General features: G+C 68.2%; 18 protein-coding genes. 9 read left to right on the plus strand and 9 right to left on the minus strand.

All coding sequences use genetic code 11. The annotated features are described in order from the left end of the window. The 9 genes from GBZ48_RS02335 to madL all read right to left on the minus strand — a co-directional run bounded on the left by GBZ48_RS02335 (position 1) and on the right by madL (position 7,255). The gene (locus GBZ48_RS02335; RefSeq protein WP_174469530.1) at positions 1-918 is read right to left on the minus strand and encodes an ACP S-malonyltransferase; all 918 of its coding nucleotides are present in this window, start codon (positions 916-918) and stop codon (positions 1-3) included. Beyond that, the gene (gene mdcB / locus GBZ48_RS02340) at positions 915-1,790 is read right to left on the minus strand and encodes a triphosphoribosyl-dephospho-CoA synthase MdcB (RefSeq protein WP_174469531.1); all 876 of its coding nucleotides are present in this window, start codon (positions 1,788-1,790) and stop codon (positions 915-917) included. Before mdcB ends, GBZ48_RS02335 begins: the two co-directional genes overlap by 4 nt. Beyond that, positions 1,787-2,452: a malonate decarboxylase holo-[acyl-carrier-protein] synthase gene (gene mdcG / locus GBZ48_RS02345; RefSeq protein WP_174469532.1), complete on the minus strand. Its 666-nt coding sequence runs from the start codon at positions 2,450-2,452 to the stop codon at positions 1,787-1,789. The genes mdcB and mdcG overlap by 4 nt, the downstream gene beginning before the upstream one ends. Beyond that, positions 2,442-3,146 carry a biotin-independent malonate decarboxylase subunit gamma gene (gene mdcE / locus GBZ48_RS02350; RefSeq protein ID WP_174469533.1) on the minus strand — a complete coding sequence of 235 codons (705 nt, stop codon included), beginning with the start codon at positions 3,144-3,146 and terminating at the stop codon, positions 2,442-2,444. Before mdcE ends, mdcG begins: the two co-directional genes overlap by 11 nt. Before the next feature lie 3 nt (positions 3,147-3,149). Beyond that, positions 3,150-4,037, minus strand: coding sequence for a biotin-independent malonate decarboxylase subunit beta (locus GBZ48_RS02355; RefSeq protein WP_174469534.1), 888 nt, complete (start codon positions 4,035-4,037; stop codon positions 3,150-3,152). Continuing rightward, complete coding sequence (gene mdcC / locus GBZ48_RS02360; protein ID WP_174469535.1) at positions 4,034-4,354, minus strand: malonate decarboxylase acyl carrier protein; 321 nt, start codon at positions 4,352-4,354, stop codon at positions 4,034-4,036. Before mdcC ends, GBZ48_RS02355 begins: the two co-directional genes overlap by 4 nt. A 10-nt stretch (positions 4,355-4,364) precedes the next feature. Continuing rightward, complete coding sequence (gene mdcA / locus GBZ48_RS02365) at positions 4,365-6,008, minus strand: malonate decarboxylase subunit alpha (protein ID WP_174469536.1); 1,644 nt, start codon at positions 6,006-6,008, stop codon at positions 4,365-4,367. A 62-nt stretch (positions 6,009-6,070) separates the two neighbouring features. Continuing rightward, positions 6,071-6,835 (minus strand): malonate transporter subunit MadM, encoded by a 765-nt coding sequence (gene madM / locus GBZ48_RS02370; protein ID WP_109048925.1) that lies wholly within the window; start codon positions 6,833-6,835, stop codon positions 6,071-6,073. Positions 6,836-6,847: 12 nt separating this feature from the next. Further along, positions 6,848-7,255, minus strand: a complete 408-nt coding sequence (gene madL / locus GBZ48_RS02375) for a malonate transporter subunit MadL (protein WP_174469537.1) — start codon at positions 7,253-7,255, stop codon at positions 6,848-6,850. Positions 7,256-7,670: 415 nt separating this feature from the next. Between madL and GBZ48_RS02380 the strand changes: the two genes are divergently transcribed. From GBZ48_RS02380 to gap, 9 genes are all read left to right on the plus strand, one after another. Further along, positions 7,671-8,372, plus strand: coding sequence for a GntR family transcriptional regulator (locus GBZ48_RS02380; protein ID WP_174469538.1), 702 nt, complete (start codon positions 7,671-7,673; stop codon positions 8,370-8,372). A gap of 182 nt (positions 8,373-8,554) precedes the next feature. Then, positions 8,555-10,231, plus strand: a complete 1,677-nt coding sequence (locus GBZ48_RS02385; RefSeq protein ID WP_174469539.1) for a diguanylate cyclase domain-containing protein — start codon at positions 8,555-8,557, stop codon at positions 10,229-10,231. A gap of 250 nt (positions 10,232-10,481) precedes the next feature. Then, positions 10,482-11,363, plus strand: coding sequence for a formate/nitrite transporter family protein (locus GBZ48_RS02390; RefSeq protein WP_174469540.1), 882 nt, complete (start codon positions 10,482-10,484; stop codon positions 11,361-11,363). Between the two features lie 74 nt (positions 11,364-11,437). Further along, positions 11,438-12,715 carry a phosphopyruvate hydratase gene (gene eno, locus GBZ48_RS02395; protein ID WP_174469541.1) on the plus strand — a complete coding sequence of 426 codons (1,278 nt, stop codon included), beginning with the start codon at positions 11,438-11,440 and terminating at the stop codon, positions 12,713-12,715. 459 nt (positions 12,716-13,174) lie between these two features. After that, on the plus strand, positions 13,175-14,617 hold the full coding sequence (locus GBZ48_RS02400) for a bifunctional enoyl-CoA hydratase/phosphate acetyltransferase (protein ID WP_109050100.1): 1,443 nt from the start codon (positions 13,175-13,177) through the stop codon (positions 14,615-14,617). Between the two features lie 12 nt (positions 14,618-14,629). Continuing rightward, positions 14,630-15,856 (plus strand): acetate/propionate family kinase, encoded by a 1,227-nt coding sequence (locus GBZ48_RS02405; RefSeq protein WP_174469542.1) that lies wholly within the window; start codon positions 14,630-14,632, stop codon positions 15,854-15,856. Between the two features lie 163 nt (positions 15,857-16,019). After that, positions 16,020-16,985 (plus strand): DMT family transporter, encoded by a 966-nt coding sequence (locus GBZ48_RS02410; protein WP_174469543.1) that lies wholly within the window; start codon positions 16,020-16,022, stop codon positions 16,983-16,985. Between the two features lie 49 nt (positions 16,986-17,034). Further along, positions 17,035-17,793: a phosphoglycerate kinase gene (gene pgk / locus GBZ48_RS02415; RefSeq protein ID WP_174469544.1), complete on the plus strand. Its 759-nt coding sequence runs from the start codon at positions 17,035-17,037 to the stop codon at positions 17,791-17,793. A 71-nt stretch (positions 17,794-17,864) separates the two neighbouring features. Further along, positions 17,865-18,887 carry a type I glyceraldehyde-3-phosphate dehydrogenase gene (gap, locus tag GBZ48_RS02420; RefSeq protein ID WP_174469545.1) on the plus strand — a complete coding sequence of 341 codons (1,023 nt, stop codon included), beginning with the start codon at positions 17,865-17,867 and terminating at the stop codon, positions 18,885-18,887. The last annotated feature ends 18 nt before the right edge of the window (positions 18,888-18,905 follow it).

Here is an 18,905-nt window from a genome sequence, read left to right on the forward strand (position 1 = left end):
TCAGCCGAGTTGCCGCTCCACCCAGGCGGCGGCAGCGGACAGGCTGCGGAAATCGGATACGGAGCGGACGGGCAGGTCCGGATGCCTCTCGGCGGCCATCCGCGCCAGCGCGTTGCCGGGGCCGGTTTCCAGCAGGACGGTGCAGCCCATCTCGTTCAACCCATCCAGGCAGGCGGCCCAGGCGACCGCCTCCGTCATCTGGCGGGTCAGCGACGAGACCGCCCGCTCGCGCGTGTAAACCGGGGTGCCGTCGATGCCGGCCAGCACCGGCAGCGGCGGTGCTCGCAAGCCGCTCGCCGCCAGGACTGGGCCGAACTCCGCCGCCGCAGGCGCCATCAGGCGGGTGTGCGAGGCGACGGTGACCGGCAGGGGCGTGACCGCAGCGCCCAGCGCCAGGACCGCCCGCTCCGCTAAGGCCAGCACCGTCCTGCGTCCACCGACCACGAACCGGTCCGCGCCATTCTCGATGGCGATGTCGGCGCCGCAATCGCGGCAGACCGCTTCGAGCCGGGACCGGTCGAGACCGCGCACGGCCAGCAGCCCGCCCGGCGCCGGGTCGGCGCGGTCCATCGCCTCCGCCCGGCCGTTCGCCAGCCATATCAGCTCATCCACGTCGAGCGCGCCGGCGACCTGATAGGCCGACAGTTCGCCCAGGCTGTAGCCGGCCACCGCCCGTACCGGCGGCAGAAGCGGATGCAGCGCCACCCAGGTCGCCGCCTGGACGGCGCAGAGCAGCGGCTGGGCGACGGCGTTGCGCTGCATCTCGGCCTCAGGCCCGGCGACAAGGGCGCGCGGATCCTTGCCCATGATTGCGGTGGCCCGATCCATAACCGCCTGCGCCGCCGGTTCCCGCCGCAGCAGGTCGAGCATGCCCGGCCCCTGCCCGCCTTGGCCGGAACAGAGAATACCCAAACTCATGCCCAGCCCTCGCGCAGGGCGTGGACGAAATGCGCCGCCGCCAGCATGTCGGCGCTGCCGCCGGGGGACAGGCGGCGGGCGACACAGGCGCGGTGCAGGGCCAGCGCCTCGGCCCGCCAGCCAGCCCGGAACACCCCGCCACGGTCGAGGAAGCGGCGCGCCTCGCCCTGGACGAAGGCCAGCCCGGCGGGACCGCCGCGATGCAGCAGGTTGGTGTCCTCCAGCTCCGCCATCAGCGTGAACAGGGTGTGCACCAGCGCCCGCTCCGGATCGGCGCCGTCCGCCAGCGCGCGGTCCAGGGCGGGCAACGCCAGGGTGAACAGGGTGGGAAACCCTTCCGCCGCCTCCTGCCGGGCGCCACGGACTCCGTAACGCTGAACCGCAAGCCCGCCATGGCTGTCGGGGGCCTGCGGCGCTGCCCCCAGTATGTCGGTGCCCCACAGGTCGGCGACGGTTCCGCCGAGCGCCGCGCCGCGAAGCGTCCGGCCCCGCCGCAGCCGCCAGCCTGCCGCCGCGGCGAGAAAGCCGATGCCGAACACCGCGCCGCGGTGGGTGTTGATGCCGCCAGTGGCCGCCAGCATCCGGCGTTCGGCGGCGATGCCAAGATCGCGCAGGGTGGTGAAGCCGGCCCCTTCGGCACCGGCAGCGGCAATGGAGCGGAAATAGCCGCGCAGGGCGAACAGGCTGCGCAGGAATGTGCTCATGTCCATGTCGTCATGGCTGCCGCTGTCGAGCGGGCTGACCAGTCCCGGCTTCGGATGCAGCGCCAGTTCGGCATAGAGCGCGCGCACCGCCGTCCGCCCGATCATCGCGGCGAGCGGACACGCATTGTGGGACGAAACCGGGGTGGGTGCGGCATTGCTGCGGATCATGCGGCCTCCTCCCGGTCGAACAGCGCCAGCACGGATGCAAGGTCGCGCAAGCCTACCTCCGCCGTCCCCTTCACCAGCAGGCGGGCCGGCCGGCCGGCCAGTTCCCGCCACGCGACCGTCGCACCGTCCGGCAGCAGGATCTCCCCGTCCAGGCGCGGATTGCCGTCGCCCAATTCCGCCAGCAGCTCAAGCAGCCGGTCGAGTTGCCAGCGGTCGCACGGGGCGAACAGCAGATCGACATCGGACTCCGGTCGGACATAAGGCAGGCCGGTGCGCTGCTGCCAAGCCAGCGAGCCATAGACCGCGGCAGCCGTCCCCAACTCCTCCGCCCGACGCGCCAGATCCGTCAGCATCGGGCGCCAAAGCGCCGGTGCCGCGTCCACCGCTTCGGCCAGCGGCAGCGGCGGCAGCCGGCCGGTCACGGCCTCCACCGCCACATGCAGGCCGATCCGCCGCTTGTCCGGCGTGGCAAGTCCCAGCCGCAGCTCCCCGACCTCATCCTCCGAACGGCGGCGCGCGATCACCAGCGGCCGGCCAGCGGCGCACCAGTCCGCGACCTCCGCCCGCTCGGCCGAGGCGAGGGGTGAGCGCAGGTGCCCCACCCAGCCATCCCCCAGCCGGACCCAGCCGTGGCGCGGCCAATGGAAGAGTTCAGGCCGCATCGTGCCGCACCCGGTCGGCCACCTTGCGGGCAAGCTGCCGGCCGCCGCGCTCCTCGCCCAACGCCCGACGGGAATCGCCGTCGGTGGGGGCTGCCAGCGCTTCGGCAAGGCAGGCGGCAAGGTCGCCCTGCCACAGGGCGGCGATGGCGCCCATGCGGCGGTAATTCTCCACCCCCGGAGCGAAAACCGGCGAAGACGCGCTCAGCTCCGTCAGCCGCTCCAGCGGAATCTTGGTGACGCGGGCCATCGCCGGCAGGTTCATCACCCGGATCTCGGCGTCCGGCAGGGCATAGCAGCGGTCGGCCAACAGGCTGGTGGCGAGGAAGCCGCCGCTGACCGCCTGCCCATAGACCAGCCCGAGCACCCGGTGCCCGTTGCGCCGGGCGAGATCGATGCATTTCGCCAGATGCGCCATGTAGCCGTTGATGCCCAGCAACTCGTCGCGATGACTCAGCCGCTGGCCCTGGGTATCGACCAGCAGCAGGATCGGCCGGCCGGGGTGGCGGCGCACCACCTCCAGCACCGCGCCGGCCATGCGGAAGGCCAACTCGATGCCGATGGGCGTGTTGTCGACGGTACCGATCACCGCCACCTCGGTGCCGAAGACCCGGCCGATGCCGTCGAAATAGACGCCGTCTGCGGCGATGTCGTGCCCGTCCGGGAACAGCCGGTCCAGAAGAGTGGTCACGTCCATGGCTCAGACCCTCCGATCGCGGACGGTTGCGAGGAAGCTGGCGGTATCGAGGATCGGCAGCTTCTCCGGCTCCTCCACCCCCAGCTTTTCCCAGATGTCGAGCGCGTCGCGGCAGCCGCCGAAACGCTCCAGCCGGCTGCCCAACACGGCATGCTCCGCCTCCAGAGCGGCCAGCGACAGGTCGGGGCCACGGTCCGACAGTTGGTCGAGCAAGGCGAGAGCCGCAGCGCGGAAGGCGGCAACGTCGTCCTCGACCAGGGTCGCCGCCTCGCCCAGCAGGTAACGGTGCTTGCCGCCGACGGTGCGCCAGACCAGCGCGCGGTCGCGGCTGTCGAACTCCTCCACCCCCATGGTGGTTTCGATCACCTCAGGGCCGGACAGGCCGAGCCGTCCCTCTTCGCTCATCACCACCGCGTCGCACAGGCGGGACACGATGCCCATGCCACCGAAGCAGCCGAAGGTGCCGCCGTCCAGCACGATCACCGGGATGCCGGCAGCGCGCACGGCCAGCACGGCGCGCATCACCTCCGACACCGCGATCAACCCGGCATTGGCCTCGTGCAGCCTGACACCACCGGATTCGACCAGCAGCAGCACGCCGTCGGGACGGGTGTCGAGCGCGCGTTCCAAGAGGCCGGTCAGCTTGGCGCCATGCACCTCGCCGACCGCCCCGCCCATGAACCCGCCTTCCTGGGCGGCGACCAGCACGCGGCGGCCTGCCAGACGGCCTTCACCGACGACGATGCCGTCGTCGAAGGCGGCCGGCGTGTCGAGCTGGCGCAGATGCGGGCTGACCATTCGCTCGGTCGGCGGCACGATCTCGATGAGGCTGCCGGGGTCGAGCAGCCCGTCCAGCCTGCCGCGGGCGCTGTCCTCGTAATAGCTGCTCATGGCTGGAATCCTCCGGCGAAAGCGTCCAAGGCCTGGTCGAGCCGCAGGCTGACAACGGCCGGCGTGGCACCGACATCGTTGATGGAGATGCGGACATCGGCCAGCGGATGGCGGGCGAAGACGTCGTCCAGTACGGCCTGCCATGTCGTGCCGAAGCCGACCGCCGCGGTCTGGATCTCGACCCGGCAGATGCCGCCGAGCGGCGCCGGTTCCACCAGCACCTCCAGATTGCCGGAGCCGACGACGCCCACCAGGACGGACGGCGGCGGGGACGCCACGGAACGGCCGCCGCGATATTCGAAACTCAGGGTTTCCATGGGATAAGGCTCACCAGTTGCGGAAGCGCTTGGGCGGGTCGTACAGGCCGCCCGATGCACGCACGAGGTCCTTGATCGACCGCGCGGCCAGCAGGTCGCGGGTCGCCATCCGCTTGTCGATGCCCAAATCCTCCGGCCGGCGGATGACGCCGCGGTCACGGAGGTTCTCCACCATCCGGAGGTCGCGCCCGCGGCCCACGGGCGTGTAGCCGGCGACGCCGCGGATCGCCTGTTCCCGTTCCTCCGCCGTCCGGCAGAGCAGCAGATTGGCGATGCCCTCCTCCGTCAGGATGTGGGTCACGTCGTCGCCGTAGATCATCACCGGCGGCAGTTCCATGCCGGCGCTCTCCGCCAGTTCCCAGGCGTCGAGCCGCTCGACGAAGGCCGGCTGCATATGCTCGCGGAAGGTTTCCACCATCTGGACAACCAGCTTCCGGCCGCGCGGCATCTGCCCGCTGTCGCCGCGCGCCTCCCGCCCGGCCTTGAGCCATGCCGGGCTGGCATGGCGCCGTCCGCGGGCATCCGCCCCCATGTTGGGCGCGCCGCCGAAGCCGGCGATCCGCCCCAGCGTGGCGGTGGAGCTGTTGCCGTCGAGGTCGATCTGCAGGGTCGAGCCGATGAACAGGTCGCAGGCGTAATGGCCGGCGGCCTGCGACAAAGCCCGGTTGGACCGCATGTTGCCGTCGGCGCCGGTGAAGAACACGTCCGGCCGCTCGCGGATATAGGCCTCCATCCCCAATTCCGAGCCGAAGGAATGGACACTCTCGACGAAGCCGGCCTCGATGGCGGGGATCAGCGCCGGGTGCGGATTCAGGGCCCAGTGCCGGCAGATCTTGCCCTTCAGCCCCAGCGACTCCGCGTAGGTCGGCAGCAGAAGCTCGATGGCAGCGGTGTCGAAGCCGATGCCGTGGTTCAGCCGCTGGATGCCGTATTCGGCATAGATGCCTTTGATGGCCATCATCGCCATCAGCACCTGGATTTCCGAGATCTGGGCCGGATCGCGGGTGAACAGCGGTTCGATGTAGTGCGGCGTCGGGCTCTGGATGACGAAATCGACCCAGCCGCCGGGGAGGTCGACGCGCGGCACGCTGTCGACCAGTTCGTTCACCTGGGCGATGACGATGCCGCGCTTGAAGGCTGTGGCCTCGACGATGACCGGCGTGTCCTCGGTGTTGGGGCCGGTGTAGAGGTTGCCGGCGGCATCGGCCGCCTGGGCGGCGACGAGGCTGACCCGTGGCGTCAGATCGACGAAATAGCGGCCGAACAGCTCCAGATAGGTGTGGATGGCGCCGACCGAAATCCGCCCGTCCGCCACCATGCGCGCGAGCCGCGCCCCCTGCGGGCCGGAGAAGGAGAAGTCCAGCTTCGCGGCGATGCCGCGTTCGAAGACGTCCAGATGCTCCGGCAGGGCCAGCACCGACTGCACCATGTGCAGGCCGTTCACCCGGGCCGGATCGACCGAGGCCAGCGTGCGGGCCAGGAAATCGGCCTGCTTCTGGTTGTTGCCCTCCAGGCAGACGCGGTCGCCCGGTTCCAGCACCGCTTCCAGCAGGGCGCGGGCGTCGGCGGTGGCGACGCGCTTGCCTTCGGTCAGGGCGGCGGCGCGGGCCAGCCGGGCGTCGCGGTTGCGCCCCTGCAGGTTCCAGTCGCGCATGGTGTCAGCTTCCTTCATCGCTGGGTTGGACATGAACGGGTTCGAACCGGGAGGGTTCGAAATCAGCCGGCAATCGCCTTGATCGCCAGGAAGAGGACGGACGGCCCCATCAGGCAGCCCAGGCCCGTGTGGAAGGTGGCAACCAGGGCGCCGTAAGGCACCAGCCGCCGGTCGGTCGCCGCCAGCCCGGCGCTGACGCCGCTGACGGTGCCGGCCAGCCCGCCGAAGACCATCGCGGCCTGCGGGTTGTCCAGCCGCATGAAGCCGGCCAGGACAGGGGTGAAGACCATGACCAGGATCGCCTTGACCACTCCGGTTGCGATGCTCAGCGCCATGACGTCGGAACTGGCGCCGATGGCGGCACCGGTCACCGGGCCGACGATGTAGGTGATGGCCCCGGCGCCGATGGTGGTCAGCGCCACCGGGTCGGTGTAGCCGAAGGCCATGGCGACGGCGACGCCGACGATGAAGGGCAGCACGGTGCCGAGGAACAACCCGATGAAGCCGAGCCAGCCGGCTTTGCGCGCCTCATCGATCTGCACCTCGCTGGCGGTGGCGACGATGCAGAAGTCGCGCATCATTGCCCCGCCCATCAGGGCCAGACCGCCGAACATGGTCAGGTCGGCCATCCCCTTGGTCTTGCCGGTGACCAGCCCGCCCCAATAGGCGAGCGCGAGCCCGGCCAGCACGGCGATGGCGGAGCCGTGAACCCGGCCGCCCGTCAGATGGCGGGCCAGCAGGTTGGAGACCCAGACGATGATCCCGACGACGGCGAAGGCGGCGACCAGCTGGTTTTCCGCAATCTCATGCATGAATTTGTCGAGCATGGCAGCCTTCCCCTATTCGAGTTCGGCGGCGGGCGCGCCGGCCTGCCAGGCGGCAGCGGCACCGGTCCGGCGGATCGCGCGGTTGATCAGGGAGATGACGCAGGCGCAGAGCGCGACCGAGCCGAAGGCGGCCAGCAGGGCGATGGGGCCGCCCTTGACGGCGACGATGACGTTCTGGGTGGCGGCCATGGCGACCACCACCGGGATATACATCATCGCCCAGAAGGTGACGCCCTTCTCGGTTTCCGGCCGCATCAGCCCGCGCTTGCGCATGTGGTACTGGGCGGCCATCAGCAGCATCATGGCGATGCCGACGCCGCCGACATTGGCCTTGACCCCGATCAGTGCCCCCAGGATATCGCCGAGCAGCACGCCCAGCAGATAGCAGCCCGCCAGAAGGGCGGTGCCGAAGATCACCATGGCGCGCCCTCCCTCTTGGCGGAGGCCGCAGCGGCTGTTGGCATGGCAATTGGAATGAAAGTTCCGTGTCGTCCCATCATGTGCGTTTCCCCATTTCGTCGTTTCATGCGGCCCGGCTGCCCAATCACGGGGCAGAGAACCGGACATGCCGTCCGGAGAGGGCCGGGCACGAAGTCACGACGGCGGCCGATGGTTTGCCCAAAAGGGACGCACACCATTCATGTATGCGAAGCCCCAGAATAATGGGCTTAAGGTATTTTTTTGTCGACCACCGCTACTGTGGTGCATACATATCATGGACGATCAGGCCCGCAAACATAATTTTGACCGCAGAGGCGCTTTTTGTATACTCGTCTGCGGATGAGCCGACACCTGCGCATACGCAGACCGGAAACAACAGGCGGTTATGTACGCAATGGATGCCATTCTGCCGGACGGACAGTCGGAACGCGACATCGCGGAGGACGGCAAAAGCCTGCTGTCCGATGTCATCCGGCTGGCGCTGGCCGACGAGATCGCCACCGGGCGGCTGAAGCCGGGCACCCCGCTCGACGAACAGCAGATCGGCCAGCGGTTCGGCGCTTCGCGAACCCCGGTGCGCGAGGCGCTGCGCCAGCTCGCCACCACCGGCATGGTGGAGGTCCGGCCGCGCCGCGGCGTGGTCGTCGCCACCATGACGGCCGAGCGCATCATGGACATGTTCGAGATGACGGCGGAGATGGAGGCGATGTGCGTCCGCCTCGCCACCTACCGCATCACTCCGGTCGAGCGCAGCCGGCTGCAGACCATGCATGAATCGGCGGCTGAGATGGTGCGGGGTGGCGATCTCGACGCCTATGACGACTTCAACCGCCGCTTCCACGAGGCGATCTATCACGCCACCCACAACCAGTTCATGGCCGAACAGGCGGTCGGCGTCCGCGCCCGCCTCGCCGCCTTCCGCCGCACCCAGCTTCGTCATGGCGACCGGCTGGCGACCTCCCATGCCGAGCATGGAACCATCCTGGCCGCCATGGCGCGCGGCGATGGGGACGAGGCGGCCCGCTGCATGCGCGCCCATATGCTCAACGCCAGCTGCGCGCTGACCCGCTATATCCAGGAACTGGAGCTTTCCTGACCGGACGTCAGGGCGCATCGGCGGAAACCTTCCGCCTCCAGGCACAGGCGAGTATTTCAGGCGTCCCGGTGCGCTGCCGCTATGCGGTCTTTATCCGGGCCGGCCTGCAACAGTGCATTCGCATGAATTTAACGTTTACGCCCGTATGCTGTTGACGATCTCCACCTTGAGCTTCCTTTGCCATGGGCGCCGCAGCCTGCACCAGCCATCTGTCGGATCATCATTGGTCTACGAATGATTTGTCGGCCTTTTGCCTGATCTCCGATCCGGTTTGGGTCATCGATCTGCAGACGGGCGATGCCTTGTGGGCCAATCAGGCGGCGTGCGACCTTTGGGGTGTCCGGTCGGTCCGGGAACCGGCCGCTGTCGGCGGCTTGCCCGAAACGGTCCGGCAGCGCCTGCCCGATTATGCCCGGCGCCTGTCGGACGGCGAGCGGTTCGGCGAGCGCTGGACGGTCGACACCAGGGGAGACGACCGGGAAAAGGACCGGAGTGCCGAGACCGTGCTGGCCTGCGACTGTTCGGGGCTCCGCCTGACGGACGGACGTCTGGCGATGCTCGTCCATGCAAGGCCGCTCGCGGAGATGGAGCCGACGCCTGCGCCGAAGCTGCACCTGTCGCGGATGGTCGAGAATCTGCCGATGGCCGCCGCCTATGTCGAGGGCGAGCGGATTTTCGTCAACCGCGCGGCGGAACGGCTGATCGGCTTCCGGCAGGACGAGTTGCCGACGATGGAGGCATGGTTCAAGTCGGCCTACCCCGGCCATGACCAGGAAATTCGTCAACGCTACGATGCCGCACGGCTGGCGAAAGCCTCGGTGCTGACCGAATTGCATGTCACCCGCAAGGACGGCGTCCGGCGCTGGATCCGTTTCTTCGCCTATCTCACCCATGGCGGAGAGGTGTGGCTGATGGAGGACGTGACCGACCAGCGCGCCACACTGGAGGCCTTGCATCAGGAACGTGCCGTCCTGCAAAGTTTGATCGACTCGATGCCCGACATCGTCTTCTTCAAGGATCGCGACGGCGTCTTCCTGAACTACAACCGTGCCTTCCTCGATTATGTCGGCTGGCACCTCAATTCGAATCGCCGCTTGCGCGACATCGACATGGTCGATGGCGACGCGGCGGAGCGTCGCCGGCAGACCGACCTGCGTGCCATGCGGGAGGGGATGACCCGCGGCGAGGAGTGGTTCGTCTATCCCGACGGCCGGCGCCGGCTGATGGAAACGCTCAAGACCGCCTGCCGCGACCCGCGGGGCAACATCCTGGGCGTCGTCGGCATCTCCCGCGACATCACCGACCGGCGGGAGATGGAGGAGATGCTTCGCCGCAGCGAAGCGGAAAAGGACCATCTCGCCAATCATGATCCGCTGACCGGCCTGCCTAACCGCCGGCTGTTCTTCGCCCGCACGGACTCGGCGCTCGCCCACGCCCAGCGCATCGGCCAGCCGCTTGCCTTGCTGTTCATCGACCTCGACGGCTTCAAGCCGGTGAACGACCGGATGGGTCACGATGCCGGCGATCAGGTGCTGCGGGTGACGGCGGAACGTCTGACGGCATGCCTGCGCACTTCCGACCTCGTGGCGCGCATCGGCGGGGACGAATTCACCGTGCTGCTGGAAGGCACCGGGTCGCTCCATGATGTCGAGCGCGTCGCCGGCAAGCTGATCCAGGCGGTTTCGGCGGAGATCGAAATCGGCCGCAACGCCCTGACGGTGGGCGCCAGCATCGGCATCGCGCTGTATCCGCGGGATGCGGACAACGCCCAGGATCTGTTGAAGGCCGCCGACGGCGCGCTCTACCGGGCCAAGCATGCCGGCCGGGGCCGATTCATCGTCTGCGGACACCCTCGCTGAGCCGTCGGCAGGGCCATGATGTAGCAACACTACAGAAGCGCACGCAACGCGGGAGCCGCTGCCTTCTCCCTTCAAATTCTTTGTTTTCCTGTGACCTTCCTGGGATTTCTCGCCCCTCCCCTGCGACCGAATTGCTCAGGCGATGCGCTTGCCAGCCTCATCCCGACAGGAGTATGTAGTAAAGCTACATGACGGGAGCGAAACCCGCCGACGGGCCTGCACCGATGCGCGGCAGCGAGGACATCGACCGATGAACATGGACAGCAAGGATGTGGGAGGCTGGAGCCAGCCCACCCCGCAAACTCTCGACGCACTGATGCCCGACGCCATCGCGCTCGCCGCCGAAAATCTCGGCGTCAAGAAGGCACATTACGACACCCCCACCCTGTTCGCCCTGGCGGTTCTCGCCGGTGCCTTCATCGCCATGGGCGGCCTGTTCGCCACCGTCGCCATGTCGGGCGCCGAAGGCATGATGCCCTATGGAGTGACCCGGCTGCTGGGCGGTCTGGTCTTTTCCATGGGGCTGATCCTGGTGATCGTTGGCGGCGCGCAGCTGTTCACCGGCGACGCGCTGATGGTGATGGCCTGGGCCAGCGGCCGGTTGCATGCCCGCGAGATGATGCGGGTGTGGACCACGGTATGGATCGGCAATTTCGTCGGCGCCGCCGGCACCGCCCTGCTGGTCTTCCTGTCCGGACAATACACCTTCGGCCATGGTGCGGTCGGCGCCTCGGCGCTGTATTTCGCGGTGGCGAAAAGCTCGCTGCCGACCACCCAGGCCTTCTTCCTCGGCATCCTCTGCAACGTGCTGGTCTGCCTCGCCGTCTGGCTGGCGCTGGGCGCGCGCAGCGTCGGCGACAAGATCCTGGCGATCACCTTCCCGGTCGCCGCTTTCGTCGCCGCCGGCTTCGAGCACTGCGTCGCCAACATGTATTTCGTCCCGCTCGGCCTGCTGATCGAATGGGGCGCGCCGGACAGCTTCTGGCACGACCTCGGCCGTGCCGCCCCGTCCATCCCTGTCGGCCATTATCTGGTCAACCTGGCTGCGGTCACCCTCGGCAACTGGATAGGCGGAGCGGTGATGGTGGGTGCCGTCTACTGGTTCATCTACCGGCGCCCCAAGCTGCGCTGAGCGCAGGCCCTTCAAAACCTCTCCCGACACGTCTGCGAACTGTCATTCCCTCAAGAAACGGGACATCCCTTCCCATGAGCGCCATCACCGAAATCCGCGCCCGCGAAATCCTCGACAGCCGCGGCAACCCGACCGTCGAAGTCGACGTCAGCCTTGAGACCGGTGCCTTCGGTCGCGCCGCGGTGCCGTCGGGCGCTTCCACCGGCGCCCATGAGGCGGTCGAGCTGCGCGACGGCGACAAGTCCCGCTTCGGCGGCAAGGGCGTGCTGAAGGCGGTCGAATCCGTCAACGGTGAGATCTATGACGCGCTCGCCGGCATGGACGCCGACGACCAGCGCGGCATCGACCTTGCGATGATCGACCTGGACGGCACCGAGAACAAGAGCCGTCTCGGCGCCAACGCCATCCTGGGCGTGTCGCTGGCGGTCGCCCGCGCCGCCGCCGAGGATGCCGGCCTGCCGCTCTACCGCTATGTCGGCGGCGCCTTCGCCTCGCTGCTGCCGGTGCCGATGATGAACATCATCAACGGCGGCGCCCATGCCGACAACCCCATCGACATCCAGGAGTTCATGATCATGCCGGTGGGCGCCGAGACCGGCGCCGACGCCATCCGCATGGGCTCCGAGATCTTCCAGTCGCTGAAGAAGAAGCTGAAGGACGCCGGCCACAACACCAATGTCGGCGACGAGGGCGGCTTCGCCCCCAACATCGGCTCGACCGACGAGGCGCTCGGCTTCGTCATGAAGGCCATCGAGGCCGCCGGCTACAAGCCGGGCGACGACGTCATGCTGGCGCTCGACGCCGCCTCGACCGAGTTCTTCAAGAACGGCAAGTATGAGCTGGCCGGCGAAGGCAAGTCGCTGTCGTCGGAACAGATGGTCGCCTACTGGGCCGATCTGGCCGGCCGCTTCCCGATCATCTCGATCGAGGACGGCATGGCGGAAGACGATTGGGAAGGCTGGAAGGCGCTGACCGACGCCATCGGCAGCAAGGTGCAGCTGGTCGGCGACGACCTGTTCGTCACCAACCCCAAGCGTCTGGCCCAGGGCATCCGCCAAGGCGTCGCCAACTCGATCCTGGTGAAGGTCAACCAGATCGGCACGCTGTCGGAGACGCTGGAAGCGGTCGATATGGCGCACAAGGCCGGCTACACCGCCGTCCTGTCGCACCGTTCGGGCGAGACCGAGGACAGCACCATCGCCGACTTGGCGGTCGCCACCAACTGCGGCCAGATCAAGACCGGCTCGCTGAGCCGTTCGGACCGTCTGGCCAAGTACAACCAGCTGATCCGCATCGAGGAGCAACTCGGCGTCGCAGCCCGCTTCGCCGGCCGCGGCATCCTGAAGGCCTGAGTTCCACGAGCTTCCTGAAGTCCCCTGCCCGGCAATCCTCCGCCCCCCTCTCCTGCCCCCGGAGAGGCGATCACGACGGCAGGGACTGCCCCTGAAGGGACTTCAAGGACGGGCGGCGGGCGCCCTGATCGCTGAGACGTCCCGCCGTTGTGCCCCCTCCTCCCGTCTCTCCCCGGGAGGAGGGGGAAGCCCCGCCCGGCCATCCCGCAGAAATCGGCCTCGAGCCACCTGCGGCATAGTGTCAAGGGCCGGGCTTCTCGATGGTTCCATGTTGCGATGCACAGTTAATATATTAATATATCTAAGGTTCCCGGCGCGGCGCAGAACGCTGGCGCAAAACGGGCGACGATCCCGGATGAAACATTGGACGGTCACCGTTTCCGTCCCCTCCCGACGCCGCCCCTTCGGACCGTAGAAAACGGGCCGCTCGCTCGACCCGGTCAACCGGAGTGTTCAAAAATGCGTGCCAGTGGTGAAGCTTCCGGCAACGGCGCCTGCGCCGTCGTCGAGAATGTGACCTTCGACGAAATCCAGATCGGCCAGTCGGCCAGCCTGTCGCGCCAGCTCACCCTGATGGATGTGGAGCTGTTCGCCACCGTGTCGGGCAACATCAACCCGGCCCATCTCGACCCGAAATTCGCCGCCGACAGCCGGTTCCAGAAGGTGATCGGTCCCGGCATGTGGTCGGGCTCGCTGATCTCGGGCGTGCTGGGCACCTACCTGCCGGGCGCCGGCTCGCTCTATGCCGGCCAGAGCCTGCAGTTCCGCCGCCCGGTCGGCCTGGGCGACATCGTCACCGCCACCGTCACCGTGATCGAGAAGCGCCCGGCCAAGAACGTCGTCGTCTTCGACTGCGTCTGCACCAACCAGGATGGCGAGATCGTCGTGCTCGGCACCGCCGAGGTGGTTGCTCCGACCCAGAAGGTCGTCCGCCCGGCGCATGAACTGCCGCAGATCCAGATGATCCGCCACGACAAGCACGACGCCCTGCTCGCCAAGTGCGACGAGCTGCCGCCGGTCGTCACCGCCGTGGCCTATCCCTGCGACGCCAGCTCGCTCCAGGGCGCCGTCGAAGCGGCCGAGGCCGGGCTGATCGAGCCGATCCTGGTCGGCCCCGAAGCCCTCATCCGCAAGGTCGCCGCAGCCGGCGGGCTCGACATCGCCCGCTACCGCATCGTCGATGCCGCCCACAGCCGCGCCGCCGCGGCTGCTGCCGTGGCGCTGGCCCGCACCGGCGAGGCCGAAGCGGTGATGAAGGGCAGCCTGCACACCGACGAGCTGATGGGCGAGGTGGTGAAGAAGGAAACCGGCCTGCGCACCGCCAGCCGGATCAGCCACGTCTTCCTGATGAATGTGCCGACCTACTCCAAGACGCTGCTGATCACCGACGCGGCGATCAACATCTATCCGACGCTGGAAGACAAGGTCCACATCGTCCAGAACGCCATCGACCTCGCCAAGGTGCTGGGCGTCGCCACCCCGCGCGTCGCCATCCTGTCGGCGGTCGAGACGATCAACCCGAAGATCAACACCACGCTGGAAGCGGCGGCACTCTGCAAGATGGCCGACCGCGGCCAGATCACCGGCGGCATCCTCGACGGCCCGCTCGCCTTCGACAACGCCATCTCCGCCGAAGCCGCCCGCACCAAGGGCATCACCTCCCCGGTCGCCGGCCAGCCGGACATCCTGCTCGCCCCCGATCTGGAGGCCGGCAACATGCTGGTCAAGCAGCTGTCCTTCCTGGCGAATGCCGACCTCGCCGGCATCGTGCTGGGCGCCAAGGTGCCGGTCATCCTCACCAGCCGCGCCGACAATGTGCGGGCCCGGCTCGCTTCCTGCGCCGTCGCCTCGCTGGTCGCCGCCGCCAAACGCCAGCCGAAGCTCGCGCTGGCCGCCGAATAGGACATCCCCGTCATGGTCGCACTGTCAAACTCCAGCGAGGACGCCTGCCTCGTCATCAATGCAGGTTCCTCCAGCCTGAAATTCTGCGTCTTCCAGGGTGGCAGCGCCACCGAGATCGAGCCGGTCGTCACCGGCCAGATCTCCGGCATCGGCACCGCCCCCCGCTTCGAGGCGAAGGACGCCGCCCGCCACAAGATCGCCGACCACAGCTGGGCCGACGGTGAGAATCCGGGCCGTCCGGAGCTGCTCCACCATCTGCTCGACTGGATCGGCGACACGCTGAAGAGCGCCACGCTGGTGGCCGCCGGCCATCGCGTCGTCCATGGCGGCACCCGCTTCTCGGCACCCGTGCGCGTCACCCCGGCGGTGCTCGACCAGCTGGAGGAACTGATCCCGCTCGCTCCCCTGCATGAGCCGCACAACATCGCCGCCATGCGGGCGCTGGCCCAGGTCTATCCGTCGCTGCCGCAGATCGCCTGCTTCGACACCGCCTTCCACCAGACCCAGCCCTGGCAGTCGCAGACCTTCGCCATCCCGCGCGAACTGACGGCGGAGGGCATCCGCCGCTACGGCTTCCATGGGCTGAGCTACGAGTACATCGCCCACCGCCTGCCCCAGGTGGCGCCGGAACTGGCCAACGCTCATGTGGTGGTCTGCCATCTCGGCAGCGGCGCCAGCCTGTGCGCCATGCGCGGCGGGCACAGCGTCGACACCACGATGGGATTCACCGCTCTCGACGGCGTGCCGATGGGCACCCGGCCGGGCGCCATCGATCCCGGCGTGCTGATCTATCTGATGCGCGAGAAGGGCTACGGCGCCGACGAGCTGGAGAAGCTGCTCTACCACAAATCGGGCATGCTGGGCGTCTCGGGCCTCTCCAACGACATGCGCGACCTGGAGAATTCGGACCTGCCGGCGGCGGCCGAGGCGGTGGAGCTGTTCTGCCACAACGTCGCCAAGCAGGTGGCGGCGCTGGCCGGCTCGATGGGCGGGCTGGACGCGGTGGTGTTCACCGCCGGCGTCGGCGAGAACTCCACGCTGGTGCGGTCGCGGGTGGCGGAGAAGCTGTCCTGGCTCGGCGTCGCCATCGACCCGGCGGCCAACCGGGCCAAGGCAACCCGCATCTCCGCCCAGGAGAGCCGCGTGCCGGTCTTCATCATCCCGACCGACGAGGAACGGATGATCGCCCGCCACACGCTGGGCGTCATCGCCACAGAGCAGTTGGAACGGGCGGCCTGAGCGCCCTCTCCCGCCCGGAGAATCCCCTCTCCCCCCCGGGGAGAGGGTTAGGGTGAGGGGGGCGCGTTGCGAGGATTCTCGGGAAGTCACGCGGTGCATCCCCTCACCCCGACCCTCTCCCCGGGGGGGAGAGGGGGATCTTCCCGGAGACGGAAACATCATCATGGAACAGCTCCCCACAAGCCCCACCGCCAAACCGGACGCCGCCAAACCGCCGGAAAACGTCCGGCTCGGCATCCTGTCGATGCTGCTGGCGATGGCCTTGATGACCATCATGAACGCGCTCGCCAAGATCCTGGCGGAGAGCTATCCGCTGGGCGAGGTCACCTTCTTCCGCAACCTGTTCGCCCTGCTGCCGGCGGTCGCCATGGTCGCCGCGGCAGGCGGGCGGAGCTGCCTGCACACCGACCATTGGCAGGGGCATCTGTGGCGGGCCATCGTCGGGCTGGCATCGATGGTGTTGCTGTTCTGGGCCTATCACCTGATGCCGCTGGCCAATGCGGTGGCAATCTCCTACTCCGCCCCGCTGTTCCTCACCGCCCTCTCGGTGCCGCTGCTGGGGGAGAGGGTCGGCGCCTTCCGCTGGGGCGCGGTGGCGGTCGGCTTTGCCGGGGTGCTGATCATGGTGCAGCCCGGCGCCGGCATGCTCGACCGCGGGTCGCTGGTGGCGCTGACCGCTGCCGTCTGCTACGCGCTGGCGATGATCGCCATGCGCCAGTTGGGCCGCACGGAAAAGCCGGTGACGACGGTCTTCTATTTCACCGTGGTCTCGACCCTGCTCAGCGCGCTGGCCCTGCCGTTCGCCTGGACGACGCCGGACGGCCATGCGCTGGCGCTGATGGCGGGAATGGGGATCGCCGGCGGCGGGGCACAGTATTTCAGCACGCGGGCCTATTCGCTGGCCCGGGCGGTGGTGGTCGGACCCTTCAGCTACGCCAGCCTGATCTACGCGACGATCCTCGGCTGGCTGGTCTGGGGCGACGTGCCGGCTCCGCATGTGATCGTCGGCGCCACCGTGGTGATCGGCAGCGGGCTGCTGATCCTCTACCGCGAAACCCGCCGCGCCGCGGCGTCCCCATCGAAAGTTTGCACGACACCGCCGGGCTCCGGGCCGATCCGGACCGCCTGACCGGCAAAGCACGAAGAACAAGACTGGTTCGAAGGAAAGGACAAGCATCATGCTTACGACCGATGTCCGAGGCAATCCGGCCCCCCGACCGGCCGGCCGGCTGCATCTGATCACGGGTGGTCGTGATGCGGACGGGTCGGCGCGGCCAACCCTGTTCACCCCCGCCCGCAAGGCGGGACGATCCGATCTCGCGGTCTGCGCCATCGTCGGCGGTGCAAACCTGTCCGCCAAGCTGGACCTGCTGGTCCGGCTGGCGACGCGGGTCGATGTTCTGGCGCTGGGCGGCGGCATCGCCAACAGCGTCCTGGCGGCGACCGGCACCGACATGGGCGCCTCGCTGTGCGATTACGACCGTCTCGACGACGCGCGCAGGCTGCTGGACCGGGCGAAGGCCTGCGGTTGCGAGCTGCTGCTGCCGGTCGATGTGGTTATAGCGACCGAAGCGAAAAACGGGGTGGAGGACCGCGTCGTCCCCTGCGCCGCCATCGGGCCGGAGGACATGGTGCTCGATATAGGGCCGGCGACAATCGCGCGGCTGACCGCCTGCGTCGAGGCCGCCCGTACCGTGGTGTGGACGGGGCCGCTCGGCGTCTATGAGATCGCCCCCTTCGACGGCGGCACCGACGCGCTGGCGTGGTTCATCGCCCGGCGCACCCGCGACGCCGGCCTGCGCTCGGTGGCGGCCGGCGACGACACCATCGCCGCGCTGACCGCGGCGGGGGTGGAGAACCGCTTCAGCGAACTGACCAGCCGCGACGCCCTGCCGGACTGGCTCGATGCCGCCACCCCGCGCGCCGTCCCCGCCTGACCGCGGACTTGCGCGCCGATATCGAAATTCCTGCGGGTCGAAACCCGCCTTATGAACGACTGGAGCACATCATGGCTGTACGGGTAGCGATCAATGGGTTCGGCCGCATCGGCCGTCTGGTTCTGCGCGCCATCTACGAGAGCGGCCGCAAGGACGTGGAGGTCGTGGCGATCAACGACCTCGCCGATCTGAAGGCCAATGCGCACCTGCTGAAGTACGACAGCGTCCACGGCCGCTTCCCCGGCACCATCGAGACCGGCGCCGATGAAAACGGAAATGGCGTCCTGATCGTCAACGGCCACTCCATCAAGGTCGTGCAGGAGCGTGACCCGGCCAAGCTGCCGTGGAAGGATCTCGGCATCGAGATCGCCATGGAATGCTCGGGCATCTTCACCAAGCGCGCCGATGCCGCCAAGCATCTGGAAGCCGGCGCTCAGAAGGTGCTGATCTCGGCCCCGGCCACCGACGAGGACATCACCGTCGTCTACGGCGTCAACCACGACAAGCTGACCGCCGAGCACCGAATCGTCTCCAACGCCTCCTGCACCACCAACTGCCTGGCGCCGGTCGCCCATGTCCTCCACAACCTGGTGGGCATCGAGAAGGGCTTCATGACGACGATCCACTCCTACACGGGTGACCAGCGGATCGTCGACACCAACCACAAGGACCTGCACCGCGCCCGCGCCGCGGCCCTGAACATGATCCCGACCTCGACCGGTGCGGCCAAGGCGGTCGGCAAGGTTCTGCCGGAGCTGAAGGGCAAGCTGGACGGCACCGCCATGCGCGTGCCCACGCCGAACGTGTCGGTCGTCGACTTCAAGTTCACCGCCAAGCGCGCCACCTCGGTCGAAGAGATCACCAAGGCGATCGTCGAGGCCACTAACGGCCCGCTGAAGGGCGTGCTGGGCGCCTATGACGAGGAACTGGTGTCGTCGGATTTCAACCACGACCCGCACAGCTCGACCTTCGCGCTGAACGAGACCAAGGTCATCGACGGCAATTTCGTCCGCGTCATGGCATGGTACGATAACGAGTGGGGCTTCTCCAACCGGATGGCTGACACCGCCGTCGCCATGGCGAACGCCAAATAACACCAGCCCGACCCAGAC

Origin of the sequence: Azospirillum melinis, from assembly GCF_013340935.1 — a bacterium.
Taxonomy (GTDB): Bacteria; Pseudomonadota; Alphaproteobacteria; order Azospirillales; family Azospirillaceae; genus Azospirillum; species Azospirillum melinis.

What these genes read in the sequence shown, in the direction of transcription:
- mdcG (WP_174469532.1), bottom strand. Translation starts at nt 2,452, where the DNA reads ATGCGGCCTGAACTCTTCCATTGGCCGCGCCACGGCTGGGTCCGGCTG.
- GBZ48_RS02335 (WP_174469530.1), bottom strand. Translation starts at nt 918, where the DNA reads ATGAGTTTGGGTATTCTCTGTTCCGGCCAAGGCGGGCAGGGGCCGGGC.
- madM (WP_109048925.1), bottom strand. Translation starts at nt 6,835, where the DNA reads ATGCTCGACAAATTCATGCATGAGATTGCGGAAAACCAGCTGGTCGCC.
- GBZ48_RS02405 (WP_174469542.1), top strand. Translation starts at nt 14,630, where the DNA reads ATGGTCGCACTGTCAAACTCCAGCGAGGACGCCTGCCTCGTCATCAAT.
- mdcA (WP_174469536.1), bottom strand. Translation starts at nt 6,008, where the DNA reads ATGCGCGACTGGAACCTGCAGGGGCGCAACCGCGACGCCCGGCTGGCC.
- eno (WP_174469541.1), top strand. Translation starts at nt 11,438, where the DNA reads ATGAGCGCCATCACCGAAATCCGCGCCCGCGAAATCCTCGACAGCCGC.
- mdcC (WP_174469535.1), bottom strand. Translation starts at nt 4,354, where the DNA reads ATGGAAACCCTGAGTTTCGAATATCGCGGCGGCCGTTCCGTGGCGTCC.
- GBZ48_RS02390 (WP_174469540.1), top strand. Translation starts at nt 10,482, where the DNA reads ATGAACATGGACAGCAAGGATGTGGGAGGCTGGAGCCAGCCCACCCCG.
- madL (WP_174469537.1), bottom strand. Translation starts at nt 7,255, where the DNA reads ATGGTGATCTTCGGCACCGCCCTTCTGGCGGGCTGCTATCTGCTGGGC.
- GBZ48_RS02400 (WP_109050100.1), top strand. Translation starts at nt 13,175, where the DNA reads ATGCGTGCCAGTGGTGAAGCTTCCGGCAACGGCGCCTGCGCCGTCGTC.
- mdcE (WP_174469533.1), bottom strand. Translation starts at nt 3,146, where the DNA reads ATGGACGTGACCACTCTTCTGGACCGGCTGTTCCCGGACGGGCACGAC.
- gap (WP_174469545.1), top strand. Translation starts at nt 17,865, where the DNA reads ATGGCTGTACGGGTAGCGATCAATGGGTTCGGCCGCATCGGCCGTCTG.
- GBZ48_RS02380 (WP_174469538.1), top strand. Translation starts at nt 7,671, where the DNA reads ATGGATGCCATTCTGCCGGACGGACAGTCGGAACGCGACATCGCGGAG.
- pgk (WP_174469544.1), top strand. Translation starts at nt 17,035, where the DNA reads ATGCTTACGACCGATGTCCGAGGCAATCCGGCCCCCCGACCGGCCGGC.
- GBZ48_RS02410 (WP_174469543.1), top strand. Translation starts at nt 16,020, where the DNA reads ATGGAACAGCTCCCCACAAGCCCCACCGCCAAACCGGACGCCGCCAAA.
- GBZ48_RS02355 (WP_174469534.1), bottom strand. Translation starts at nt 4,037, where the DNA reads ATGAGCAGCTATTACGAGGACAGCGCCCGCGGCAGGCTGGACGGGCTG.
- GBZ48_RS02385 (WP_174469539.1), top strand. Translation starts at nt 8,555, where the DNA reads ATGGGCGCCGCAGCCTGCACCAGCCATCTGTCGGATCATCATTGGTCT.
- mdcB (WP_174469531.1), bottom strand. Translation starts at nt 1,790, where the DNA reads ATGATCCGCAGCAATGCCGCACCCACCCCGGTTTCGTCCCACAATGCG.